The organism is Sphingomonas sp. ABOLG (assembly GCF_003950435.1).
GTDB classification, from domain to species: Bacteria; Pseudomonadota; Alphaproteobacteria; order Sphingomonadales; family Sphingomonadaceae; genus Sphingomonas; species Sphingomonas panaciterrae.
Genome location: NZ_QQWW01000009.1, coordinates 94,445 through 118,264 on the forward strand (window position 1 = coordinate 94,445; position 23,820 = coordinate 118,264).

Sequence of the window (23,820 nt, forward strand, 5' to 3'; positions counted from 1 at the left end):
AACGTTCCGGGAGGCAAGGCAGTTAGTTTAATCCACCACCCAGCGACCGGTAGAGTTCCACAAGATTGCTTCCGCGCGCCAGACGCGTCGTCACCAATTGCTGTTGTGCAGCATAAGCGGTGCGCTGTGCGTCGAGCGCCACGAGGAAGGAATCCACGCCTGCCCGGTAGCGCGCGTCGGACAGGCGGGCCGCCACCGAGGCTGCCTCCGCCCGCGCCGCCTGCGCGGCGACCTGCTCCTCGATCGTGCCGCGCTGCGCGAGCGCATCGGACACTTCGCGGAACGCGGTCTGGATTGCGCGTTCGTAGGTGGCGACCGCCACCTGCTGCGACGCCTTGGCATAGTCGAGATTGGCGGCGTTGCGACCGCCGTCGAACAGCGGCAGTGCGACCGACGGCGCGGCATTGTAGGTGAAGCTGCCGCCGCCGAACAAACCCGACAGCGCGGTAGAGATCGTCCCGATCGTCGCGGTGAGCGAGATACGCGGGAAGAATGCCGCGCGCGCCGCGCCAATGTTGGCGTTCTCGGCAATCAGCTGATGCTCCGCCTGGAGCACGTCAGGACGGCGCAGCAGCACTTCCGAGGACAGATTGCCGGGCAGCGCATCGCGGGTCACCGGTGCGTTGCCGAGTTCGGTCGGCAGCTGGTCCGCGGGCACGGTGGCGCCGACGAGGAGGTTCAGCGCATTCTGATCGCGGGCAACCTGAGTCTGCAGCGCCGCAATGTCATTGCGCGCGGCCTGGTAATTGGTCTCCGCCTGCCGCGCCTCCAGCTCGGACGCGACGCCGATGCGGAACTGCGCGCGGGTGAGCTCCAGCGATTGTTCGAACGCCTTCAGCGTCTCGCGGCTGATCCGCAGCTGTTCCTGGTCCGCCGCCATGGTCAGCCAGGCATTGGCGATTTCGGCGATGAGGCTGATCCGCGCGGTGCGCTGCGCCTCTTCGGAAGCGAAATATTGCTCCAGCGCGGCGCGCGAGAGGTTGCGGACGCGACCGAAGAGATCGAGCTCGAACTGCGAGAAGCCGGCGTTGACCGAGTAGAACTCAAGGTTCGACGAGGCCGAGCCGATCCCGCCGCCAACCGCGCCAGCCCCTGCCCCGGCGCCGACACCCGTGCCGCCGCCAACACCGCCGGTGCCGGTGCCAGACCCGGTGCCAGTGCCCGTGCCGCCGCCGGCCATTCCGCCAGCGCCGAGCCCGCCGCCGGCCGCGCCGAAGACGTTGTTGGTGTAGGTGCCCGAACCGGAAATGGTGGTGTTCGGCACCTGGCTGGCACGCTGGACGCGATATTGCGCCCGCGCCTGCAACACGTTGCCGGCGGCAATCCGCAGGTCACGATTGTTGGCAAGGCCGGTATCGATCACTTGCCGAAGCCGCGGATCGAGGAAGAAATCGCGCCAGCCCACCTGGGTGATGTCCGGCGCATCGGTCGCGGCGCGTGGATAGATCCCACCTTGCGGCAGGGTTTCCGGGGCGGCGCCGACCGGGCGGACATATTTGGGCGCGAGATTGCAGCCCGACAGGGTGGTGGCGACGGCGAGCGCCGCCAGGAGGGAACGGGACTTCATCTGGATCATGCTCCCTGCGGCGTCGGGCCACGATCGCGCCCTGCGTCGCCATCGTCCCCGTCGTCACGCAACGGTTCGTAGTTGTTGACGTTCTGATCCCCCTCATCGTCCTTGCCGTGGCCGAACAGCCGCGAGACGACGACGAAGAAGGTCGGAACCAGGAAGATCGCCAGCACCGTCGCGGAGAACATGCCGCCCACCACCGACCGGCCAATTGCATTCTGACCACCGGCACCCGCGCCGGTCGAGATCGCCAGCGGCAGCACGCCGAAGATGAAGGCAAGGCTGGTCATCAGGATCGGACGTAGGCGTAGTCGCGCAGCCTCCACCGCCGCGTCGAACGGCTTCATCCCTTCCGCGATACGTTCCTCCGCGAACTCCACGATCAGGATCGCGTTTTTCGCCGCCACACCAATCGTGGTGATGAGGCCGACCTGAAGGTAGATGTCGTTGTTCAGCCCGGTCAGCGTCGCCGCCAGGAGCGCACCGATCACGCCCAAGGGGACCACCAGCATCACCGCGATCGGCACCGACCAGCTTTCGTACAATGCCGCGAGGCACAGGAAGACGATCAGCAGCGACAAGGCATAGAGTGCCGGTGCCTGGCCACCAGACAGCCGTTCCTCGAACGACAGCCCGGTCCACTCCAGCGCGGTGCCGGGTGGGAGCTTGGCCTGAATTTGCTCCATTGCCTCCATCGCGGCACCGGTGCTGACGCCCGGCGCCGGTGAACCCTGCAACTGCATCGCGGGCTGGCCATTGTAGCGAGTCAGCGACACCGGCGCGTTGGTCCAGCTCACCGTCGAGAAGGAGGTGAACGGCACCATCTGGCCCTGGTCGTTGCGGACGTAGAAGTCGGCAATATCCTCCGGCCGGACACGATAGGGCGTATCGGCCTGGACGTAGACGCGCTTCACGCGGCCGCGGTCGATGAAGTCGTTGACGTAGGAGCCGCCCCACGCCGTCGCCAGCGTCGAATTGACCGTCGCCAGATCAAGGCCCAGCGCGCGCGCCTTGTCCTGATCGATATCGACCTTCAGCTGGGGCGCGTCCTCCAGGCTGAGCGGGCGAACCTGCGCGATCAGCTTGTCCTGCATCGCCATGCCCAGCACCATGTTGCGCAGCTGGGTCAGCTTTTCATGGCCGATCCCGCCCGTGTCGACGAGTTGCAGGTCGAAGCCAGTGGCGTTGCCCAGCTCCTGCACCGCGGGCGGCACCAGCGCGAAGATCATGCCGTCCTCGTACTTCGAGAATACCCCCATGGACTTAGCCGCGATGGTCTGCGCCTTGTTGTCGATCCCCGGCCGTTCGTCCCACGGCTTCAGGCTGATGAAGGCGAGACCCGCATTCTGCCCCTGCCCGGCGAAGCTGAAGCCGTTGATGGTGAAGACGGACTGCACGCCCGGCTGCTCGAGGAAATAGTTGCGGACGAGGTCGAGGCCCTTGTCGGTGCGCGCGGTGGTGGCGCCCGCCGGTCCCTGCACCAGCGCGATGACCGTGCCCTGATCCTCGTCGGGCAAGAAGGCGCTGGGCAGCCGGGCGAACAGCAGCACCATGCCGCCGACGATCAGCAGATAGACGAGCATCGAGCGCTTCCAGCTGCGCGCGGTCTTCTTCACGCCCCGCTCGTACTTGACCGTCCCCTTTTCAAAGGTGCGGTTGAACCAGCGGAAAAAGCGGGCGAAAATCCCGTTGCCTTCGTGCTTGGTCGGATCGTGCGGCTTCAGGATGGTGGCGCAAAGTGCCGGCGTCAGGATCAACGCCACCAGGACCGACAGGATCATCGCCGAGACGATCGTGATCGAGAACTGGCGATAGATGACGCCCGTGGAACCGCCGAAGAACGCCATCGGCAGGAACACCGCCGACAGCACCATGCCGATGCCGATCAGCGCGCCCGAGATTTCGTCCATCGACTTGCGCGCGGCGTCCTTCGGGCTGAGCCCCTCGTCGACGATCAGACGCTCGACGTTCTCGACCACAACGATCGCGTCGTCGACCAATAGACCGATGGCCAGCACCATGCCGAACAAGGTCAGCGTATTGATGGTGAAGCCCGCCACCTGCATGATCGCGAACGTGCCGAGCAGCACGACCGGCACCGCGATCGTCGGGATCAGCGTGGCGCGCCAGTTCTGCAGGAACAGGAACATCACCAGGAAGACGAGGACCACAGCCTCGACCAGCGTGTGGATGACCTGTTCCACCGACAGGCGGACGAACGGCGTGGTATCGAACGGGTAGACGACCTTGACGTCGGCCGGGAAACCCTTGGCGATCGATTCCACTTCGGCCTTCACCGCGTCGACGGTGTCGAGCGCGTTGGCACCCGCGGCAAGACGGACGCCGAAGCCCGAGGCGGGCTTGCCGTTGAACTTGGTATCGAAGCCGTAATTCTCGGCGCCAAGCTCAACCCGAGCCACGTCGGCCAACCGAACAACCGCGCCATTTTCCGTCGTCTTCAGGCGGATCTGACCGAATTGCTCCGGCGTCTGGAGGCGTGACTGGACCGAGACGGTCGCGTTCAGCATCTGCTCCTTGGGAGCGGGCTGAGCACCGATCTGGCCGGCCGAGACCTGGGCATTCTGCGCCCGCACGGCATTGGTCACATCGGCGATGGTGAGCTGATAGTTGTTCAGCTTCAGCGGATCGATCCAGATGCGCATCGCATATTGCGAGCCAAAGATCTGAAGCTCGCCCACGCCGTTCACGCGGCTGACCGGGTCCTGCAGCCGCGACACGACCATGTCCGACAGGTCAGTGATCGAGTGCGAGCCGTCTTCCGAATACAGGCCGACGATGACGAGGAAGCTGGCGGCGGACTTCTGAACCTGAATGCCCTGTTGCTGCACTTCCTGCGGCAGCAGCGGAGTCGCCGCCTGCAATTTGTTCTGAACCTGCACCTGCGCGATGTCAGGATCGGTGCCCTGTTCGAACGTCAGCGTGATCGTGAGCACGCCCGACGAGGAGGACGAGGACGAAAAATAGCGCAGGTTATCGATGCCGCGCAGCTGCTGCTCGATAATCTGCGTGGTGGTGCGTTCCAGCGTCGTCGCATCCGCGCCCGGATAGGTCGCGGTGATCGACACCGTGGGTGGCGCGATCTCCGGGAACTGCGCGACGGGAAGGCTGCGGATGGCGATGACGCCAGCCAGCATCAGGACGATCGCGATCACCCATGCGAAGATGGGTCGATCGATGAAATAGCGTGCCATGTAGGGTTACTTCGCCTGAGCCTGGCCGTTGGGCTGCGCCTGGGGTTGGCCAGCCTGGGCCGGTTGTCCCTGCCCCTGCCCCTGCCCCTGCGGCTGCCCTTGTGGTTGCCCCTTGCCTTGCGGCTGACCGGGCGCGCCAGGGGCACCCGTGCCAGCGGGCGCCGCATTCGGGTTCCACGGCTTGGGCGAGACGGGCATGCCCGGACGCAGCATGCCGCCGCCACCTTCCACGATGACACGATCCCCAGGCTTCAGCCCGGCGGTTACCAGCCAGTCCTCGCCAATCGTGCGATCGGTGGTGAGGATCCGCGGTTCGACCTTGTTGTCCCGTCCGACCACCATCGCAGTGGCCTGGCCGCTTTCGTTGCGCTGCACGGCGCGCTGCGGCACCAGGATGCCGTTGCGCTCCGTCCCCTCGACCAGTTCGGCGCGGACGTACATGCCCGGCAGCAGCAGGCCGCGCGGGTTCTGGAAGATCGCTCGGATCGTCTGCGTTCCGGTGGTCGGATCGACGGTGACGTCGGTAAACTGCAGCTTGCCCTCGATCGGGTAAAGCGAGCCATCCTCGAGCCGCAAGCGAACGCGCGCGGCGCCGCCGCCGCGGGACAGCTCGCCAGCCGCGATCGACTGACGCAGGCGCAGGAGGTCGGCGCTCGATTGCGGCACATCGACATAGATCGGATCGAGGCGCTGGATGGTGGTCAACGGATTGGTCTGGCCCGAGGTCACCAACGCGCCGGTGGTCGACTGCGCGCGACCGATCCGGCCGGAGATCGGCGCGCGGACCGTGGTGCGCTCAAGATCGATCTGTGCGGAGCGCAAGGCCGCCTGCTGGGCCGCGACGTCGGCCTGCGCCTGCTGTGCAGACGTGATCGCATTGTCATATTCCTGGCGCGAGATCGCGTTGATCTTCACCAGTTCGCCATAGCGACGCTGCAGCGCCGCGCTGGAGGCGATGGCGGCGCGGGCTCGCGCGAGCGACGCCCGCGCGCTGGCGACCGCGGCGAGATAGGGCTGCTGATCGATGCGGAAGAGCGGCTGGCCGCGACGAACCGAATCGCCCTCCGTGAACAGGCGCTCAACGATCAGGCCATTAACCTGCGGGCGCACTTCGGAGGTTTCAAACGCGGCCGTGCGGCCCGGCAAGGTCGTTGTCAGCGTCACAGCCTGCGGCTGGACGGTGATGACCGATACCTGAGGGGGTCCCGCCTGCTGTTGCTGCTGACCCTGATCGTTCTGCCCACCACAGGCGGACACCGACGCCAGCAGCAGGGCTGATAGCGCGACCCTCTTGAATGCCATATCGTTCTCTGAAATAAAGTGAGTGATCGTTCACTCACGTTTGCTGCTACTGCGAACTGGAAAACGCGTCAAGTCGAGGAGAGAGGTCATCGAACAATGTGGCGCAGCCCTCCCCGGCTTGCGCATCGGGCGGGCAAACGCACGGCGCGAGAAATTGATCCAGGCGGCACGTGAAGCCTTTGCGGCGACCGGGTTCCACGGCACGGGCATGGCGCAGATCGCGCAGACGTCGGGAATTGCCGTCGGGCAGATCTATCGCGATTTCGCCAACAAGGAAGCGATCGTGGCGGAGATCGTCGCGCGCGATCTGGAAGACTTTCTGTCGGAACGTGGCCTGTGCGCCGCGGGCGCCACGGGTGATCCCGCCGTGGTGCGCGCGTGGATCGGTCAGTTCGTTGCGTGCGAGAACCCGAGGGGGGACGACTCGTGGCGGAGATCATGGCCGAGGCATCGCGCAACGAGCGGATTGCCGAAATCGTCCGCGCGGTGCGGGAGCGGATGCGCAGCGAGCTGACGTCTGCCTTGTGCCTGCTTGTGCCGGCATCGGTGTCGTCGAGCCGGTTCATCCAGGTGGCGGAAATGATCCAGACGATTGCTGCCGGCGTTTTCCAGCGACGCGTGACCGAGCAGGATCAGCCCAGCCCGGACGTGATCCGCGCGTTGATGACGTGCATCAACGCGGCCATCGACGGACTGCAGCACGACGCGGGCGCCAGCGAAACGGACGCCAGCGCCGAAGCCGCCCTTTCGTGACGGGCGCGCCTAGCCGCTGAAGCGCACGCCGATCCACAAGGTGCGCGGCGTCGCACGTTCAATCACATCGGCGCCGCTGACGCCCGCTTCGACCAGCGCATCGAACAGGTTTTCGCCCCGCGCCTCGATCGCAAGCCCTCGCGTCACCGGCACCGACAGATACGCGTCGAGCGTCGTTGCGGGGGCAAGCACGCGGGCGTTCTGATCGTCCTCGAACTGGCCGGACATGTGGCGCAGCGTCGCCGACGCGGTCCAAGCGCCCTGACGCCAGCCGAGCGTGCCCGACAACTGATCGCGCGGCGTCTGCGCCGGGCGCAGGCCGTCGAGCGGCGCGGCGGCACCTGATGCTTCCACCCGCGGATCGACATGGCTCCACGAGGCGATGGCGAACACCGGCCCCGCCTGCCAGCGCGCGTCCAGCTCAAGCCCCTTGGAGCGGATCGCGTCCAAATTCTGCCGCACGCGATAGGCGCCGTTGACGAAGCCGACGCCCGGGAAGGTGCCCGGCCCCTGCCCCGCGGTCACATTGGCGATGGCATTGTCCAGCCGGTTCCAGAACACGGTGGCGGACAGCGTCAGATTGGCCAGGGGCGCCAGCGTCACGCCGCCGTCGACGCCGCTCAGCCGCTCGGGCGCGAGATCCGGGTTGGCGGCGGTGGCATCGGCGCCGACCCGGAACGGGCGGTACAATTCGTTGAGCGTCGGCAAGCGCCAGCCGCGATAGCCGCTCACCCGCAAAATGACGGCCTCCACCGGCGCGAAGGCGAGACCGGCGCGACCGGTCCATTCGGTGCCGTCGCGCTCCGGAAAGCGGCTGGCCGTCAAGGGCACGCCGGTCGCCAGCGTATATTCGTCAAGCTGCCCGTCGGCGATGCGCCAGCGATCGAGGCGCCCGCCCAGGGTGAGCGTCCAGCGTCCTGCCTCCACGCTGCCGTCGGCGAAGATGCCGGTCGTCTTGCTGCTGCCGCCGGCGATGCGCCGCCGCGTGGGCGCACCGCCGACATAGGTGTAATTTTCCTGGGTGCGCCCGGTCACGTCGCGCACGTCGATGCCCAGGCGCAGGTCGCGGCCCGCACCGACGGGCGGCACGATCTCGAACCGCGCGCCGATACCGGTGGCAGGGGTGTTATACTGGTCGAGCGTCTGGCTGGCGCTGACCCGGCCTGCGGAGACACTGGCGAATTGCGACGCGAAGGAGCGGGTCTGGAGATAGGCCAGCGCCGAATAGCCCCACGCCCCGCGCCCGACGATGCGCAGGCTGGCGTCAGCCCCCTCGCTGCGATTGGCAGTGAAGGCGGTGCCGCGTTCGCGATGATCGGTGAAGCCGCTGACATTGGCCTGAAGCTCGGTATCGGGCGCCACGCGGATGACCCCGCGCAGCGCCGCCGATGCTTGTTCGTAAGGCGCGGGCCGGTCGGCCGGACCGCGATCTGCCGCGACCACCGGGATGAAGCCGTCGCCACGCGCATAGGCGGCCGAGACGGTGGCAAAGCCCGGTCCCGACAGAAACGTGCCCGACGCCTGTGCATCGAGCGAATCGCGACTGCCATAGGCAAGGCTGCCGAGCAGCGTCGGGCGATCGCGCGGGTCAGCGCTTTCCAGTTCGACCGTGCCAGCAAGCGCGCCGGGGCCGAAATAGCCGCTCCCCCCGCCGCGGGTGACACGGATGCGGCCGATCCGATCGGTGGCATAGGCCGGAAATGGCACCCATCCGCCGAACGGATCTGCCTGCGGCACGCCATCGAGCACCAGCAACGCGCGGCTGGACGCGTTGCCGCCGATCCCGCGCAGCGAAATGCCCTGGCTGGTCGGATTGGCCGAGCGCGAGTCCGAGCGGCGAAACTGCTGCAGCCCCGCGACATCAGCGAGAACGCTTTCCAGCCGATCGCTGGCATTGGCGCTGATCCGCTGCGCGTCGATCGTGACTACGTCTGCGGTACGGTCGCCGGGACGGTCGTCGAGCCCGCGGCCAGTGACGACGATGTCGGGACCCGCCTGGGCGTGGGCCGCAGTGGGCAATAGGATCAGGACGAGGGCAGCGCTGGCGCGAGAGGTCATGCGCCGCCTATGGGTTGCCACGCCCCCTTCGTGCAAGCGGCGCAAGCGCGGTCAGACCTCCAGCGCCACCTCTGCCACCCGCTCCGTCGACGCCAGCACCTCGGTGAAGCGCTTGCGCCACCAGATCACGTCCTCGTCGACGACATTGTCGAACATCGGACGCCAGCGCGCGATCCGCTCGTCACGCGGCATGTTCAGCGCATGCTCGATTGCGTCCGCCATCTCGTCGGGGCTGTAGGGGTTGATCAGCAATGCCCCGGTAAGCTGCGCCGCGGCGCCAGCGAAGCGGGACAGGATCAGCACGCCGGGATCCTCGGGATCCTGCGCCGCCACAAACTCCTTCGCGACAAGGTTCATGCCGTCGCGAAGCGGGGTGACCAGCCCGATCTTGGCGGCGCGATAGACACCCGCGAGCACGCCGCGCGGCAGCCCGCGGTTGACGTAGCGCAACGGCACCCAGTCGATTTCCGCATGCGCCCCGTTGATGCGGCCGGACAGCGCGTCGAGTGTTGCGCGAATGTCCTGATAGCTCTGCACGCTGGCACGCGACGGAGGCGCGATCTGGAGCATCGTGACCTGGGCATGGGCGTCGGGCCAGGTATCGAGGAAGCGAAGATAACCGTTGAACCGTTCCTCCAGCCCCTTGGAATAATCCAGCCGGTCGACGCCGACGATCAGGCGACGGCCGCTCAGGCTTTCGACGACGCGGTTCTGGGTCGTCACCGCCTCATTGCTCTGCGCGCTGGCGATGAATTCGCGCGCGTCGATGCCGATCGGACAGGCGATCGCCCGGATCGTGCGGCCGCCGACGGTGACGCGGTCATCATCCTCGATCGTGCCGCCCATCTCCCGGACGACATAATCGTGGAACGTCTCCAGCCATTCGCGCGTGTGGAAGCCGACCAGGTCATAGGCGAACAGCGCCTCCACCAACCGCCGATGCTCGGGCAGGGCATGCAGCAGGTCGGTCGGCGGCCAGGGGATGTGCAGAAAGAAACCTAGGCGATTGGTGATGCCCTGCTGGCGCAGCAGCCAGCCGAGCGGGATCATGTGGTAATCGTGAACCCAGATCAGGTCATCGGGCTCGATATGTGGGCTGATCACTTCGGCGAACAGCCGGTTCACCCGTTCGTAGCCGCCTTGGAAATCGCGTTCGAACTCGGTCAGGCCGAGGCGATAGTGGAACAGTGGCCAGAGCGTGCGGTTCGCATAGCCGTCGTAATATTCCTCCACGTCCTGTTCCGGCAGATCGATCGTGGCGGAGGTCACCCCATCGAACGTCTCGAACTTCAGCTCACCCGTCTCGCCCGTCTCCCCCGACCAACCGAACCATATGCCGTCCGCCTCGCGCAGCGCGGCGGTCAGGGCGACCGCCAATCCTCCTTGTGCGCTTGGCTGTTGCGGGGTTGGTGCAGAAACGCGGTTGGAGATGACGATCAGACGGCTCAACGTTTGGCACTCCAGGGTTTACTGAGCAGGACGGCGCAATTGATCACGCCGACGAGCGAGTAGGTCTGGGGATAATTGCCCCACAATTCACCGGTATTCGGGTCGATATCCTCCGACAACAGGCCGGCGGGGGTGCAGCGCGCCAGCATTTCTTCAAACAATTCACGCGCGTCGGCATCCCGGCCGGTGAAATGAAGCGCCTCGATCAGCCAGAAGGTGCAGACGTTGAACGCCGTGTGCGGCAGGCCGAAATCATCCTCCGTCGCGTAGCGCAGCATGTACGATCCGCGGCGCAAGCCCCCCTCCACCGCCTCCAGCGTCGTGCGGAAACGTGGGTCGTCGGGCGAAAGGAAGCGGAGGTCGAGCAGCTGCAGCAGGCTGGCATCGAGGTCGTCGCCGCCGAAGGTCGCCGACATGCGCTGCGTGTCGGGGCGCCAGGCCGCTTCCTCGATCCGCACGCGCATCGTCTCTGCCCGCTCGCGCCAGAAATCGGCGCGGTCGTCGAGCTTCAGCGCCTCTGCGGCATTGGCGAGCCGGTCGCATGCCGCCCAGCACATCGCCGCCGAATAGGTGTGCACATGGCTCTTGGTGCGCAATTCCCACAGGCCCGCGTCAGGCTGATCGAACTTCTGCCAGGCACGCTCGCCGATCGGCTCCAGCGCCTCGAAATCCTCGCGCCCGGCGACGCGCAACAGGCGATGATCGAAGAAGGCTTGCGCGTTGGAAAGGACGATCTGGCCATAGGCATCATGCTGGATCTGCTCATAGGCCTGGTTGCCGACGCGCACCGGCCCCATGCCGCGATAGCCCGACAGCGCCGGCGCCTCCCACTCGATCAGGGTCGCCTCCCCGCCGACGCCGTAGAGCGGCTGGATGTGGCCATCCTTGGCGTTGTCGACGATGTTGCGCAGATATTCGAGATACCCTTCGAGCACATCGAGCGCCCCCAGCCGGTTGAGCGCTTGGACGGTATAGTAAGCGTCGCGGACCCAGCAGTAGCGATAGTCCCAGTTCCGCTGGGAATCTGCATGTTCGGGGATCGACGTGGTCAGCGCGGCGACGATCGCGCCGGTTTCCTCATGCTGGCACAGCTTCAGCGTGATGGCGGAGCGGATCACCGCCTCCTGCCATTCATAGGGCGTCGCGAGCCCGCGTACCCAATGCCGCCATTCTTCGATCGTCCGCTCGAGCATATTGTCGAGCGCAGCGTGAAGGTCGTCGGAAAAGCTTTCGTCTGGCCCGAGGAAGAAGTGCAGCGGACGCTCCACGCGGAACATCCGCTCATCCTCGATCCAGCCGACCGGCGCCGTGGTCGACAGGCGAAGCACGCTGTCGTCCAGCAGGTAGCGGATATGGTTGGACCCACGCGTCGTCCTGGCCCGGGCGGAGCCCCAGGTCACGGCGGGGCGCAGGCGAACGCGGATGCGCGGGCTGCCTGCGACGGGTCGCACAATGCGGGCGAACGCCACCGGGCGATAGCGCCTGCCATTACGGGTGAAGCGCGGGCAGAAATCGATCACCTCGATCGCATTGCCGTCCTCATCCTCGTGCCGGGTGACCAGAATGGGCGTGTTGCGCAGATAGGATTGCGTCGTCGTGCGGCAGCGATCGATGTCGATTTCCCAAAAGCCGAACGCATCGTCACCGGCCTTGGGATTGTCATCGAGCAGCGAGCAGAAGGCCGGGTCGCCATCGACGCGCGGGGTGCAGCCCCACACGAAGCGGCCGGCGCGGTCCACCAGCGCGGATACCTGGCAATTGCCGATCGGCCACAGATCCATCGTCGCGGTCATGCCGCCTTCTCCAACCAGGCGCGCACGGCGGCCACATCATCCAGGCGGAACTTCGCCGCCGTCTCGCGCGGGGCGCCAACCAGCACGCCGACACCGCCGCGCTCGGCGACGAGCGCCAAGCCGGATTCGTCGGTCACGTCATCACCCGCGAACACTGGCATGTGCCCGGCAAACGGCTCATGCCGCAGCAGCGCATCGATTCCAGTGCCCTTGTCGTGGCCGCCGACGCGCAGTTCGACCATCATCTTGCCGGTCTGCAAAACCAGCCCGTCCCGATCAGCATATTGTTCGGCGAGCCGCCGGGCGGCTGCGCCATGCTCCGGTGCCATGCGATAATGAACGGCAACGCCCAGCGATTTCACCTCGACCACAACCCCCTCTTCGCCCGCGAACGCCGCGGAGAATGCCCGCTCGGCCTCGACCAGCGCGGACGGACGATCCGGCGCGATGTTCCGGCCTCCCAGCCGCAGTTCGGCGCCATGACTGCCCACCACCGCGATTTCCGCGGCAGCATCACCCAGGAACCCCTCGATCTGCGCCACTGATCGTCCACTGACTAAGGCGAAACGGCCGGCAAAGGTTCCAGCGAGCTGGTGAAGAAGATCAATTAGCTCGGCATCGACCACGATCGCGTCGGGCCGATCCACCAGGTCGACCAAAGTGCCGTCGAAATCGAGAAGGAGGCAATGGCCGCTCGCACGAAGGGGCGGCGGCGGGGGAAGCGACGCAACTGGGCTCATGGCCGACGCTCTAGCGTGCGCGCCCGCGTTCGTCAGCGTCCGATGCTGGCGCCATCCCGCCAAGTCTGTCATCAGCGGCAAAAGAGCAGATAAATGATGGGGCGGATGGCCGATGTTCCTCAACTTCCTCGATGAGCTGCGCGTCGCGGGCATCCCGGCGAGCCTGAAGGAGCATCTGCTCCTGCTCGAAGCGCTCGATGCGGAGGTGATCGATCGCACGCCCGAAGATTTCTACTATCTGTCGCGCGCTGTGTACGTGAAGGACGAGGGCCTGCTCGACAAGTTCGATCAGGTGTTCGCCAAGGTTTTCAAGGGGATCGAGAACAGCTTCATCCAGGAAGGCGCGCAGATTCCGGAAGACTGGCTGAAGGCGGTCTCCGAGAAGTTCCTGACGCCCGAGGAGATGGAGGCGATCAAGTCGCTCGGCTCCTGGGAAGAGATTATGGAGACGCTGAAGAAGCGGCTCGAGGAACAGCAGAAGCGCCACCAGGGCGGCAACAAGTGGATCGGCACCGGCGGGACCAGCCCGTTCGGAAACTCCGGCTACAACCCCGAGGGCGTGCGCGTCGGCGGCGAATCGAAGCAGAAGCGCGCGCTGAAGGTGTGGGACCAGCGCGAGTTCAAGAACCTCGACAACACCAAGGAGCTGGGCACCCGCAACATCAAGATCGCGCTACGCCGGCTGCGCAAGTTCGCTCGTGAGGGCGCGCAGGACGAACTGGATATTGACGGCACGATCGACGGGACTGCGCGGCAGGGCTGGCTTGACATTCGCATGCGCGCGGAACGGCGCAATGCGGTGAAATTGCTGTTGTTCCTCGACGTTGGCGGATCGATGGACCCGTTCGTCAAGCTGTGTGAGGAACTGTTCTCGGCCGCCACCAGCGAGTTCAAGAACCTGGAGTTCTTCTACTTCCACAACTGCCCTTACGAAGGGGTGTGGAAGGACAACAAGCGCCGCTTTTCCGAGCGGACGCCGATGTGGGACGTGCTTCACAAATTCCCGCACGACTACAAGCTGGTGTTCGTCGGTGACGCGTCGATGAGCCCGTATGAGATCACCCATCCGGGCGGCTCGGTGGAACATTTCAACGAGGAATCGGGCGCGGTGTGGATGAACCGCCTGACGACTACTTACCCGGCCGCCGTCTGGCTGAACCCGGTCGCGCAGGCGCAATGGGGCTATTCGCAATCGGTGAAGATCATTCGCGAACTGATGAACGACCGCATGTACCCGCTGACGCTCGCCGGGCTGGACGATGCGATGCGGGAACTCACGCGCAAGCGGTGACCTTGCGCTGATCCGCCCGCCCTGCCCCCGTTCGTCGCGGGGCGGGCGAGCGATCGTTCAGCGCTTGCCGGTCCAAATGCGGACGCGGGCGTTTGGCTTCACGCCGCCCTGGTGCGCCGGGCAGCGGGTGTAGCGGAACTTCCTGTCCATGCAGATCCAGACCTCGTTCAGCCAGCCCATGCGGTCGGTCGTGACGCGCATCATGTCGGCGCGCATGCCGCGATTGACCCGCGCGATTGCGGTGGCGAGCTTGCCGGCGGTCAGGCTCTGGCGCGCGAGGGCGTTCATGTCGGGATAGCGGACCTCGTTGAAGAGCGAGGTCGCCTTGCCGAAATAGCTGTCGGGCGTTTCGCCGGGCATGCAGGTGCCGTGCTTGGCCCATTCATGCTGCAGCAGCTGCGCCGACGGGGTCGCGCACAGGTTTGCCCGCACCGTGCGTTGCGAAATCAGCGGCGTCGCCTTGCAATATTGCGGCCACTCCTTGCCGAACCCGTCGGGCCAGAGGCCGTGCAGGACGAAGCCGAAGCGGTTGCCGCTGCCGCACTGGAACGTGGAGCGGGCGGCGCGATCGGGGGTGCGGCAGTGCTGCGGCGACCAGCTGATCGCCAGCGTATAACTTCCGATTGGCAGCAGGCGCTGTGGCTCGCTCTTGCTTGGCAGGTCGGGACGCACCCGCAGGTCCGTGCCGGCCGGAACCGAGCATTGATATGCCTGGGCGGCGGCCACGCCCGGCATCAGCGCCAGCGCCAGAGCAAAGCCACGGATCATTCGGTAAACTCCTGTTCTTCAACGGCATGTTCGCCGAACCAAAGCCTGGCATCGGGGCGAAACAGATAGGCCGCCGAAACGACGTACAGCGCGCCCGACGCAAGGCCGGCGAGTGATGCCGCCAGCGACGGCGTGGCACCGACGATCAGCGCGACCAGGCCGAACAACAGGATCACGAAGGCGATCGCCGCAAGCACCACCACGAACCATTTGGCCGCGATGCTCGGCTGGCGGGCGGTGAAATACCACAGCAGCAATCGCAGCGTGATGTTGAAGACCACCGATGTCGGCAGCAGCCAGCCCATCTCCGCCAGCGCAGGATTGCTGGCGAAGCTTGCGACACGCTGAGGCCAGTCGAGCATGGTGCTGAGCAGGCCGAGCGCGAGCGCCAAAAGGTACAGGCGCTCAAAGCGCCTGATCGACAGGGGACGGATCAACGGCGAGGTTCCTCAGGCGAGAGCGAAGTCGAGGCCGATATCCGCGGCAGGCGCGGACTGGGTGAGACGCCCGACGCTGACGTAGGTGACGCCGGTTTCCGCAATGGCGCGGATCGTATCCAGCGTGACGCCGCCGGATGCCTCGGTGGGTACCCGCCCACCGACGAGCGTCACCGCACCGCGCAGGATCTGCGGGGGCATGTTGTCGAGCAGCAGCCGCGTCGCGCCGGCGGCGAGCGCTGGCTCGATCTGCTCCACCCGGTCGACCTCGACGATGATGTCAGCGACGCCGGCATCACGGGCGCGGCGCACTGCTTCCCCGACGCTGCCGGCGACGGCGATGTGATTATCCTTGATCATCGCCGCATCCCACAGCCCCATGCGATGGTTCTGCGCACCGCCCATGCGGGTGGCATATTTCTCCAGCAGCCGCAGTCCCGGGATCGTCTTTCGCGTGTCGAGCAGGATGGCCCCGGTGCCGCGGATACGATCGGCATAGGCGGCGGTCAGGGTTGCGATGCCCGACAGGTGCTGGACGGTATTGAGCGCCGACCGCTCCGCCGTCAGCAGCGCCCGCGCGCGGCCGGCCAGCCGCATGACCGGCGTGCCGGCCGCGACGCGATCGCCATCGCTGGCCAGAAGGTCGACCGAGGCATCAGGATCGAGCCGGCGAAAGAAGGCAGCGGCAATCGGCAGCCCGGCGACGGCAATCGCGTCGCGCGTGGCCATCACCCCCTCAAACCGGGCGTCGGCCGGGATCACCGCCTCGGACGTGACGTCGCGGCCGCCGCCGAGATCCTCGGCAAGCGTCGCGCTGACAAAGGCGTCCATGTCAAAGCCAGCGATCACGGCAGCACTTCCTCTTGTTCCACGCCCCAGAGGCGGCTGATTTCCACGAAGCCCGCCTGGCCGCGAATATCGAGGCGGCACCAGCCGCGCGCGCATTGGCTGACCCGGCCGATCACGCCCGGTTCGGCGCGCCACAGGATGCGCGCGCCATAGGCGGGCCGGTCACGCAGTTCGGCGATCGACTCCTTGATCATCGCGGTGCGCGTGCTGCTGATCAGCGAGCCGAGCATCCACCCCTGGGTACCGCCGGGATCCTCCACCTTGCGCCATTCCTTGAACACGTCGACGACGCGGACCGGCAGGTCGGCGCGGACGTAGAGCCAGGTCGCCGGATAACTGCGTCCGGGGCCGGAGCGCATCCGGGCCTTTCCGGCCGAAATGGAGGCGAAATAGGGTGGTTTCGGCCTGTCCTTGGCCTGCGCGGCGACTTCATTGGCCACCAGCCCGAACAGCACGGCAAGCGCCACCCATCCCGCCGTCCATCGCCGCATCGATACACCCCCGTCGACCAAGCCGTTCCTGTAGCGCCCGCACGGCTGCCGCATCAACCGATCGTTGACGCCCGCGCCGCGCTTCGCCAATCCAATGCCATGGTCGATACTCGCCGCTGCGCCAATCCCCGCGTGATCGTGACGCGCGAATTGCCCGACATCACCATGGACCGGCTGGAGGCCCTGTTCGACACGGTCAACAACCGCGGTGACAAGGCGATGACCCGCGAGGAGCTGGCCGCTGCCATGTCCGATTGCGACGTGCTGGTGCCGACGGTGGTGGACACGATCGATGCAGAACTGATCGAGGGTGCCGGCGAGCGGCTGAAGCTGATCGCCAATTTCGGCGCGGGCGTGAACCATATCGACCTGAAGGCGGCGCGCCGGCGCGGCATCATCGTCACCAACACGCCCGGTGTGCTGACCGAAGATACCGCCGACATGACGATGGCGCTGATCGTCTCCGTCCCGCGCCGGCTGGCCGAGGGCGAGAAGCTGGTGCGGTCGGGCGAGTGGAAGGGTTGGAGCCCGGGCGGGATGCTCGGCCATCGCATCGGCGGCAAGGCGCTGGGCATCGTCGGTATGGGCCGCATCGGCCAGGCGGTGGCGCGCCGCGCGCGCGCGTTCGGCCTGTCGATCCATTATCACAATCGGCACCGGCTGCCGAAGGTGGTGGAGGCCGAATTGCAGGCGCAATGGCATCCCAATCTGGACGAGATGCTGGCCAATATCGACATCCTGACGATCCACACGCCGCGCAACGCCGACAGCGAAAACCTGATCAGCGCCGAGCGGATCGCGCTGCTGCGCCCACACGTCTATCTGATCAACGCCAGCCGCGGCGGGATCGTCGACGAGGATGCGCTGATCGACGCGCTGGAGGCGGGCCGGCTGGCGGGCGCGGGGCTGGACGTATGGAAGCACGAACCGGCGATCGACCCGCGGTTGCTGGCGCTGCCCAATGTCGTGATGACGCCGCATATGGGATCGGCCACGTTCGAAGGGCGGCTGGCCACCGGCGAAAAGGTGATGACCAATATTCGCATGTGGGCCGATGGTCATCGGCCGCCCGACCAGGTGCTGGAAGGCTGGGTCTGAGTAGCCGAGAACTGTAAAGTTGCGTGTCCTGCCGGAACGCAACCTATGTTGGGCGCATTGTCCGGTTGTTAATTCGATCGGAGAATGTGCGATGAAGAAGACGTTTCTTCTGTTGATGCTTGGCGCCACCGCCGTGACTACCTCGGCCTGCTCGACGCTGCGCGGCGCGGCAATTGGCGGTGCAGGTGGCGCTGGCGTAGCAGCGGCCACTGGTGGCAGCGTGGAAAAGGGCGCGGCGGTGGGCGGTACCGCCGGCGCGGTGATCGGCACCATCGACAATTGATGCGCCCCCCCCTGGCCGTCATCCTTCTGGCGCAATGGCGCCAGGCAGGATGACGGTGGAGGGGTTGAAGGCCGGAGCGCGGACCCCGGCCAGACAGGATCAGTCGCCCGTCAGGATCCGGTCGACCAGCTGCTTCACCGTCGGCACGAAGCCGTTCGAGTAGAAGGGATCACGCTTGAAATTATAGGCTGCATGGCCGGCGAACATCAGGTTCGCCTCCGTATCGCCGCCGTGCGCGATATCCTGCAGCGTCTTCTGGATGCAGAAGCTGCGCGGGTCGGCGAGACGGCCGGTCGAGTTCGTCTCGGTATCCGCCCAGCTCGAGAACAGGCACTGGCTGAGGCAGCCCATGCAATCCGCCTGATCCTTGCGGATCTCCGCCTTTTCCTGCGGCGTCACGAACACGAGCGTATTGTCCGGCGTCTTCAGCGCATCGGTGAAGCCGTGGCCGAACCACTCGCGCGCGCGCAGCAGATCACCCTTGGTGACCCAGAAGTTCTTGCCCTTCACGCCCACGTCCAGCTGGAAGATGTGGTCGCCAGCCTCCTTCGTCGAGAAAGCGATCTGGCGTTCCGAGCGCGCCTCAAGGCTACGCAGGAAAGGATTGCGGACGGCCGACGAATAGAAGCCGGTCGGCGAGAAGCGATGCAGGAGGACATCGCCCTCCTCGATCGTCATCAGCCGCTCCTTCCACTGCTGCGGAATCGGGCTTTCCTGCGTCAGCAGCGGGCGCGTGCCGTACTGGAAGGCGATGGTGCCGAGTTCCGGATTGTCGATCCAGTCGTTCCAGTCGCGCAAATACCAGACGCCGCCGGCCATGATGATCGGCGTGGTGTCGGGAATGCCACCCTCGCGCATCGTTTCGCGCAGCGCCTTCACGCGGGGATAGGGATCCTCCGGCTTCAGCGGGTCTTCGGCATTGGACAGGCCATTGTGGCCACCGGCGAGCCAGGGATCCTCATAGACGACCGCCGCCAGCAGCTCCGACACCTTGGAATAAGCGCGCTTCCACAGCGCGCGGAAGGCGCGGCCGGAGGAGACGATCGGCAGGTAATTGACGTTGTACGAAGCCGCGATCTCGCTCAGCTTGTACGGCATGCCGGCACCGCAGGTGACACCGGCGACCATGCCGCGGGTCCGTTCCAGCACGCCTTGCAGCACGCGCTGCGCACCGCCCATTTCCCACAGGACATTGATGTTGATCGCGCCCTTGCCACCGGCGATCTCCCAGGCGCGCTGCACCTGCTGCACGGCGCCTTCGATGGCGTATCCGATCAGTTCCTCGTGCCGGTCACGGCGCGTCAGCGCGTGATAGACCTGCGGTATGATCTTGCCTTCGGGATCGTAGCTGTCGGCGTTGACGGCGCTGACCGTGCCGATGCCGCCCGCGGCCGCCCATGCGCCGGCCGACGCATGATTGGTAGCCGCAACACCCTTGCCGCCTTCCACCAGCGGCCAAACCTCACGGCCATTGTAGACGATGGGCTTGAGCCCCTTAAACACGGCAGTCGCCACGGCCTTAAATCACCTCTCGAAAATCCAATAAGGCGCCCTAGCGAGAAAGGTTGCACGGCGCGAGCAATTTACGCCCTTGTCAGTGCGCCCGGCCGTCCGAGCGCTGATTCATACAGCGCGGCGTACCGTGCGATCATCTGCCGCTCGTCATATTCCGCCTGTGCCTTGCGGCGGTTGGCGTTACCGACGGTGCGTCGCAATTCAGGGTCGGCGATCAGCGCCTGCATCGCGTCGCGCAGCCTGACCTCGCCCGGATAATTGGTGATGAAGGGCGCGTTTTCCGGCGCCACCATGAACGGAACGTCGCCGACCGGCGGGGCGACGATCGGCAGCCCGGCGGCCATCGCCTCGACCACCGCAATGGGAAATTGCTCGGACCGTGAGGACAGCGCCAGCATGTCGAAATGCCCCATGAAACGATACGGCCGGTCGAGGAAGCCGGGAAGGACCAGCTCGTCCTCGATCCCCATCGCCAGCGCCGCCTGTTCGATCGCGGCGCGTTCCGGCCCCTCGCCAACGATCACCAGCCGGAAGCGGTGCGACAATCCTCCCGCGGCGCGGACCAGCGCCGGCAAATCCTTCACCGCGCGAAGGCCAGCGACGGTGCCGATCACCACTTCCTTGGGCTTGCGCACGAAGCCGGGGATCGCCTTTGGCTCGGGGCGTTTGGCATAGAGCTCGGTGGCAATGCCGTTGACGATGCGGTGAACTTTCGCGCGCGGCTGTTTCCAGGTTTCGAGCGCGATCCGCTCCAGCGTGGTGGAGGGCACCGCAAGACCGTGCGCGGCCGACAGTGCGAGCCGGCGGTAGAGGTTGCGTTCGCGCTTCAGCCCGCCGGCCTCATCCTCGTTGAAGCCATCCTCGTGGTGCACCACGGGCGGCACGCCGCGCCCGAACACCCGGCGCGCCATGACGCCGTCGATGGCGCCCCAATTGTAGGTCAGCACCAGATCGAAGCGGCGCATGTAGCGGGCGATCGCATCGTAGCGGCCAACGGAGGGCTTGCCCTGCAACGGCGGGGGCGTCTGCGCGATTTCGTAGCGGATGCCCCTGGCGATCCGCTCGCGCGCACCATAGCGCCCCTCCATGCCCGACACGATCGTGTGCCGGGCACGATCGCCAAAGGCGTTCATCAGCCGCACCGCGCGCGCCTCCTTGCCGCCCAGGTCAAAGGTGGAGTGGAGGTGCAGGATGTTGATCGGCTGTGGCATCGCGCGCCGCTTTAGCGGTGATCAGGGCGAATGTTGAGCCATTGCCGCGATGCGCCTTCTTGCCGACGCGGACCCATGCCGGCTCCCGCCAGTTAGACCGCTGAGACAAGCGGAGAACAACATGGATCAGGCGTTGCACGGGATCGTTCAGGACATTGCCCGCGAGATTAAGGCTGATGCGGTGGAGATCGAGGCCGCGGCGGATGCCAAGGAGGAGGGCAAGGCGCCGGGCGATTTCGGCATGGCCGTGGTGACGATGGACGAGGAGGTGATCACCGGCGGCGCGGCGGACACCCCCTTCCCGCTGCAAAGCATCGCCAAGGTCTTTGCACTGGAGCTGGCGCTGTGCGCGCTGGGCGACGACGTGTTCAAGCGCGTCGGGCGCGAGCCGTCGGGTGACCCGTTCAATTCAATCATCGACCTGGAGCGGACCGGCGGCATCCCGCGCAATCCCTTCATCAACGCTGGCGCGCTGGCCGTGGTCGACATCCTGGTCGAGCAGCTGGACGACGACAAACAGGCCAGCGCGGTGGTGGATTTCGTGCGCCATCATGCGTGCGTCGACGACGTGGCGCTGAACCAGGACGTGCTCGATTCCGAGCACAAGGGCGGCGACCTGAACCGCGCGATGATGAGCTTCATGCGCCACCACGGCAACCTCAACAGCGACCCGGACGAGGTGATGGAAGCCTATGTCAAGCAATGCGCGATCATGCTCGATTGCCGCGGGCTGGCGCGGACGGGGCTGTTCCTGGCGCATACCCGGCGCAATCCCGACGATGAGGATGCCGATGCCGTAGCAGTGCGGATGCGCAAGCTGCTCGCCCTGATGATGACGTGCGGCCATTATGATGGCTCGGGCGACTTCGCGATGCGGGTCGGCCTGCCCGCCAAGAGCGGCGTCGGTGGCGGCATCCTGGCGGTGGCGCCGGAACAGGGCGCGATCGCGGTCTGGTCCCCCAACCTCGACCAGAACGGCAATTCGATGCTGGGCGTGCGCGCGCTGGAGATGTTCGCCGACCGGACCGGCTGGTCGGTGTTCGGGCCGCCTATGGTGGCGTGAGCGCGCGCGGCGGTCGCGCCTCAGCCGGGCACGATCGCCGTCTTGGGGATGTGGGTGATGCGGCAGGCGAGATCAGCCTCGCCGCTCGCCACGATCCAATGGTCGCCCGCGTCGACGATGCCGGTCGTGAAGACCACATTGTCGAGGTACATGAGGTCCTTCAGCGGCTCGGTCAGCGCCGGGTTGGGCTCCAGCAGCGGCTGGTGCTGGGTGGCGACGGTGCGCCAGGGCTCGTCACGGTCGAGCAATGTCCAATAGGTGCGGTAGATGCCGACCACGCCCGATGGCTCGACGCCATGCCAGAGCGTGAGCCAGCCGTCGTCGGTCATCAGCGGCTGCGCGCCGCCGCCCATCCGCGCGGTGGCGACGGTCGCGGCATGGGGGCGAATGCCGGGATGGTCGCTCGGCTTCCAGTGCAGCGAGTCGGGTGAGGAGGCGAGGTTGATCGACGGGCCGGCGCGCCATTCGCTGTCGGGCGGATAGGCGAAATAAAGGTCGCCCAGCGGCCGCGTCTGCGACCAGAACTTGCCGCCGATCCGCCCTTCGAAAATCAGCATGTCCTTGTTCTGGTGATCGAGGACGATCCCCTCGAGCTGCCAGTCGCGCGCGTCATCGCTGGTGTAGAGCGTGGTGGAATGCCGCTCCGGACTGACCGAGCAGGTGGTCATCAGATAGCGGCCGTCGACACGACTGATGCGCGCATCCTCGACACCGTAATTCTGGTAGCTGGCACGCGGCGCGATCGCCTGGTCGTAACGCACCGCCTCGACGCGGCGGCCGCTCGCGTCGAGCTCGACCGGAAGCAGCCAGGACAGCGAGGTCAGCGCCATCACCTTCCACCCGCCGCCGCGCATCATGAACTTGCGTGGATCGGCGGTGTCGACGAGCTGCAGCGGCCAATTGTCGAGGTGATAACGCCCGTCGTGCCAGCGGATGGCGCGGACATGACCCTCGCGGATCGGCGTGCGCAGCGCCTCCGCCACCCGGACCATCATCAGCAGATTGCCATTGGGCAGCCGCGTCATGCCCGGGTTGAATGCGCCCAGGACATAGGTTTCCTCGTCGATGTGCCCGGCGAGCGGGGAGCGCGACAGGTCGACGTCGTGCGGGGTGAATACCAGATGGTCGAGCGGGAAGGTCATTCTTCGTCCTGCATCCGGGGAGATATGGTCAGTTGCTGGACGACCGCGCGGCGCGGCTGGGTCAGCAGGTAATGGACGCCGACGGCGATATCCTCCGCGCGCAGCATCTCTTCCTTGGCGATCCGCTCCGCCTGTTCCTCGGGCGTGCCGCCGACCATGTCGCTGCCGGTCAGCCCGGGCTCTACCAGCGAGACTCGCACGCCCTTGCGCCCAAGCTCGCGCCGCAGAGCAATGGCGAAACCCTGAATACCGTATTTGATCCCGGCATAGACGGTCGAGCCCTTGCCAAGAACATAGGCGCTCATCGAGCCGATCAGGACGATGTCGCCGCTGCCCTTCGCATCCTCGCCGTGCGCGCCCATCGCCTTCGCCGCAGCCTGCGCCGACAGGAGATAGGCGGTGAAATTGCTGCCGATCGTGTAGCGAAGCTCCGCCTCGCTCATGTCGGTCAGCCCCTCGGCGCCGCGTGCGGCGTTGATCACCGCGACGTCCACGCCACCGAGATAGGCGCTTGCGGCATCGAACAGCCGGGCGACATTATCTTCCTCGGCGAGGTCGATGCTCATGCCGTCGCACTCGCCCACCTCCCGGATGCGCTTCAGCGCGTCGGCGAGATGGGTTTCGTCGCGGCCGCAGACGAACACTTTTGCGCCCTCGCTCGCCAGCAGCACCGCGATCGCGCGGCCGATCCCGGTGGTGCCGCCGGTGACCAGAACCCGCCGCCCGGCAATCGGCGTCGTTGCGGTATGCGCATCGGAAATGTCGGCCATGAAAGCTCCTGTTGGCGGGAGCAGT

At 66.2% G+C, this 23,820-nt stretch carries 21 protein-coding genes; 6 read left to right on the plus strand and 15 right to left on the minus strand.

Going from position 1 to position 23,820, the window contains the following annotated elements; genetic code table 11:
• Positions 1-22: 22 nt before the first annotated feature.
• From CA236_RS11990 to CA236_RS12000, 3 genes are read right to left on the minus strand one after another with little or no spacing between them, the layout of a single operon-like run.
• Entirely contained in the window at positions 23-1,576 is a 1,554-nt protein-coding gene (locus tag CA236_RS11990) for an efflux transporter outer membrane subunit (RefSeq protein ID WP_125945780.1), read from the minus strand.
• A complete protein-coding gene (locus tag CA236_RS11995; protein WP_125945781.1) occupies positions 1,573-4,782 on the minus strand; it encodes an efflux RND transporter permease subunit in 3,210 nt (1,069 codons plus the stop codon). Before CA236_RS11995 ends, CA236_RS11990 begins: the two co-directional genes overlap by 4 nt.
• A gap of 6 nt (positions 4,783-4,788) precedes the next feature.
• Complete coding sequence (locus CA236_RS12000; RefSeq protein WP_164518928.1) at positions 4,789-6,084, minus strand: efflux RND transporter periplasmic adaptor subunit; 1,296 nt, start codon at positions 6,082-6,084, stop codon at positions 4,789-4,791.
• A 154-nt stretch (positions 6,085-6,238) separates the two neighbouring features.
• On the opposite strand from CA236_RS12000, the gene CA236_RS12005 reads away from it, so the two are divergent.
• Together CA236_RS12005 and CA236_RS12010 are read left to right on the plus strand one after the other, a co-directional pair.
• On the plus strand, positions 6,239-6,598 hold the full coding sequence (locus tag CA236_RS12005) for a TetR/AcrR family transcriptional regulator (protein ID WP_164518929.1): 360 nt from the start codon (positions 6,239-6,241) through the stop codon (positions 6,596-6,598).
• Complete coding sequence (locus CA236_RS12010; protein ID WP_125945783.1) at positions 6,523-6,837, plus strand: hypothetical protein; 315 nt, start codon at positions 6,523-6,525, stop codon at positions 6,835-6,837. The genes CA236_RS12005 and CA236_RS12010 overlap by 76 nt, the downstream gene beginning before the upstream one ends.
• Positions 6,838-6,846: 9 nt before the next feature.
• Here CA236_RS12010 and CA236_RS12015 read toward each other — a convergent pair whose 3' ends face one another.
• The 4 genes from CA236_RS12015 to otsB are packed head-to-tail and all read right to left on the minus strand — an operon-like array spanning position 6,847 to position 12,877.
• Positions 6,847-8,895, minus strand: a complete 2,049-nt coding sequence (locus CA236_RS12015) for a TonB-dependent receptor (RefSeq protein ID WP_125945784.1) — start codon at positions 8,893-8,895, stop codon at positions 6,847-6,849.
• Between the two features lie 51 nt (positions 8,896-8,946).
• A complete protein-coding gene (locus CA236_RS12020) occupies positions 8,947-10,344 on the minus strand; it encodes a trehalose-6-phosphate synthase (RefSeq protein WP_125945785.1) in 1,398 nt (465 codons plus the stop codon).
• Positions 10,341-12,137 (minus strand): glycoside hydrolase family 15 protein, encoded by a 1,797-nt coding sequence (locus tag CA236_RS12025; protein ID WP_125945786.1) that lies wholly within the window; start codon positions 12,135-12,137, stop codon positions 10,341-10,343. Before CA236_RS12025 ends, CA236_RS12020 begins: the two co-directional genes overlap by 4 nt.
• Positions 12,134-12,877 (minus strand): trehalose-phosphatase, encoded by a 744-nt coding sequence (gene otsB / locus CA236_RS12030; RefSeq protein ID WP_125945787.1) that lies wholly within the window; start codon positions 12,875-12,877, stop codon positions 12,134-12,136. Before otsB ends, CA236_RS12025 begins: the two co-directional genes overlap by 4 nt.
• A 112-nt stretch (positions 12,878-12,989) precedes the next feature.
• Between otsB and CA236_RS12035 the strand changes: the two genes are divergently transcribed.
• Positions 12,990-14,168, plus strand: coding sequence for a VWA domain-containing protein (locus CA236_RS12035; protein WP_046410989.1), 1,179 nt, complete (start codon positions 12,990-12,992; stop codon positions 14,166-14,168).
• 57 nt (positions 14,169-14,225) lie between these two features.
• On the opposite strand, the gene CA236_RS12040 is transcribed toward CA236_RS12035, so the two are convergent.
• The 4 genes from CA236_RS12040 to CA236_RS12055 are packed head-to-tail and all read right to left on the minus strand — an operon-like array spanning position 14,226 to position 16,677.
• Complete coding sequence (locus CA236_RS12040; RefSeq protein WP_046410991.1) at positions 14,226-14,936, minus strand: ribonuclease T2; 711 nt, start codon at positions 14,934-14,936, stop codon at positions 14,226-14,228.
• A complete protein-coding gene (locus CA236_RS12045; RefSeq protein ID WP_125945788.1) occupies positions 14,933-15,373 on the minus strand; it encodes a hypothetical protein in 441 nt (146 codons plus the stop codon). Before CA236_RS12045 ends, CA236_RS12040 begins: the two co-directional genes overlap by 4 nt.
• Before the next feature lie 12 nt (positions 15,374-15,385).
• Positions 15,386-16,204, minus strand: a complete 819-nt coding sequence (nadC, locus tag CA236_RS12050; protein ID WP_046410993.1) for a carboxylating nicotinate-nucleotide diphosphorylase — start codon at positions 16,202-16,204, stop codon at positions 15,386-15,388.
• A gap of 14 nt (positions 16,205-16,218) precedes the next feature.
• Entirely contained in the window at positions 16,219-16,677 is a 459-nt protein-coding gene (locus tag CA236_RS12055) for an SH3 domain-containing protein (protein WP_231622005.1), read from the minus strand.
• Positions 16,678-16,812: 135 nt separating this feature from the next.
• Between CA236_RS12055 and CA236_RS12060 the strand changes: the two genes are divergently transcribed.
• Positions 16,813-17,811 (plus strand): D-glycerate dehydrogenase, encoded by a 999-nt coding sequence (locus CA236_RS12060; RefSeq protein WP_125945789.1) that lies wholly within the window; start codon positions 16,813-16,815, stop codon positions 17,809-17,811.
• A gap of 91 nt (positions 17,812-17,902) precedes the next feature.
• Positions 17,903-18,094, plus strand: a complete 192-nt coding sequence (locus CA236_RS12065) for a hypothetical protein (protein ID WP_046410997.1) — start codon at positions 17,903-17,905, stop codon at positions 18,092-18,094.
• A 99-nt stretch (positions 18,095-18,193) separates the two neighbouring features.
• Here the strand turns inward: CA236_RS12065 and CA236_RS12070 are convergent, their stop codons facing one another.
• Positions 18,194-19,597 (minus strand): nitronate monooxygenase, encoded by a 1,404-nt coding sequence (locus CA236_RS12070; RefSeq protein ID WP_125945839.1) that lies wholly within the window; start codon positions 19,595-19,597, stop codon positions 18,194-18,196.
• An 80-nt stretch (positions 19,598-19,677) separates the two neighbouring features.
• Positions 19,678-20,820, minus strand: coding sequence for a glycosyltransferase (locus tag CA236_RS12075; protein WP_125945790.1), 1,143 nt, complete (start codon positions 20,818-20,820; stop codon positions 19,678-19,680).
• A gap of 121 nt (positions 20,821-20,941) precedes the next feature.
• Between CA236_RS12075 and glsA the strand changes: the two genes are divergently transcribed.
• Positions 20,942-21,883 (plus strand): glutaminase A, encoded by a 942-nt coding sequence (glsA, locus tag CA236_RS12080; protein ID WP_052742612.1) that lies wholly within the window; start codon positions 20,942-20,944, stop codon positions 21,881-21,883.
• 20 nt (positions 21,884-21,903) lie between these two features.
• On the opposite strand, the gene CA236_RS12085 is transcribed toward glsA, so the two are convergent.
• Positions 21,904-23,025, minus strand: a complete 1,122-nt coding sequence (locus tag CA236_RS12085) for a glycosidase (protein WP_125945791.1) — start codon at positions 23,023-23,025, stop codon at positions 21,904-21,906.
• On the minus strand, positions 23,022-23,795 hold the full coding sequence (locus CA236_RS12090; protein WP_125945792.1) for an SDR family oxidoreductase: 774 nt from the start codon (positions 23,793-23,795) through the stop codon (positions 23,022-23,024). Before CA236_RS12090 ends, CA236_RS12085 begins: the two co-directional genes overlap by 4 nt.
• Between the last annotated feature and the right edge of the window lie 25 nt (positions 23,796-23,820).

Excerpts from the sequence above, each read along its gene's own strand:
- CA236_RS12090 (WP_125945792.1), bottom strand. The coding sequence starts at position 23,795 with ATGGCCGACATTTCCGATGCGCATACCGCAACGACGCCGATTGCCGGG.
- CA236_RS12015 (WP_125945784.1), bottom strand. The coding sequence starts at position 8,895 with ATGACCTCTCGCGCCAGCGCTGCCCTCGTCCTGATCCTATTGCCCACT.
- CA236_RS11995 (WP_125945781.1), bottom strand. The coding sequence starts at position 4,782 with ATGGCACGCTATTTCATCGATCGACCCATCTTCGCATGGGTGATCGCG.
- CA236_RS12010 (WP_125945783.1), top strand. The coding sequence starts at position 6,523 with ATGGCCGAGGCATCGCGCAACGAGCGGATTGCCGAAATCGTCCGCGCG.
- glsA (WP_052742612.1), top strand. The coding sequence starts at position 20,942 with ATGGATCAGGCGTTGCACGGGATCGTTCAGGACATTGCCCGCGAGATT.
- otsB (WP_125945787.1), bottom strand. The coding sequence starts at position 12,877 with ATGAGCCCAGTTGCGTCGCTTCCCCCGCCGCCGCCCCTTCGTGCGAGC.
- CA236_RS12075 (WP_125945790.1), bottom strand. The coding sequence starts at position 20,820 with ATGCCACAGCCGATCAACATCCTGCACCTCCACTCCACCTTTGACCTG.
- CA236_RS12025 (WP_125945786.1), bottom strand. The coding sequence starts at position 12,137 with ATGACCGCGACGATGGATCTGTGGCCGATCGGCAATTGCCAGGTATCC.
- CA236_RS12085 (WP_125945791.1), bottom strand. The coding sequence starts at position 23,025 with ATGACCTTCCCGCTCGACCATCTGGTATTCACCCCGCACGACGTCGAC.
- CA236_RS11990 (WP_125945780.1), bottom strand. The coding sequence starts at position 1,576 with ATGATCCAGATGAAGTCCCGTTCCCTCCTGGCGGCGCTCGCCGTCGCC.
- CA236_RS12065 (WP_046410997.1), top strand. The coding sequence starts at position 17,903 with ATGAAGAAGACGTTTCTTCTGTTGATGCTTGGCGCCACCGCCGTGACT.
- nadC (WP_046410993.1), bottom strand. The coding sequence starts at position 16,204 with ATGGACGCCTTTGTCAGCGCGACGCTTGCCGAGGATCTCGGCGGCGGC.
- CA236_RS12000 (WP_164518928.1), bottom strand. The coding sequence starts at position 6,084 with ATGGCATTCAAGAGGGTCGCGCTATCAGCCCTGCTGCTGGCGTCGGTG.
- CA236_RS12040 (WP_046410991.1), bottom strand. The coding sequence starts at position 14,936 with ATGATCCGTGGCTTTGCTCTGGCGCTGGCGCTGATGCCGGGCGTGGCC.
- CA236_RS12035 (WP_046410989.1), top strand. The coding sequence starts at position 12,990 with ATGTTCCTCAACTTCCTCGATGAGCTGCGCGTCGCGGGCATCCCGGCG.
- CA236_RS12060 (WP_125945789.1), top strand. The coding sequence starts at position 16,813 with ATGGTCGATACTCGCCGCTGCGCCAATCCCCGCGTGATCGTGACGCGC.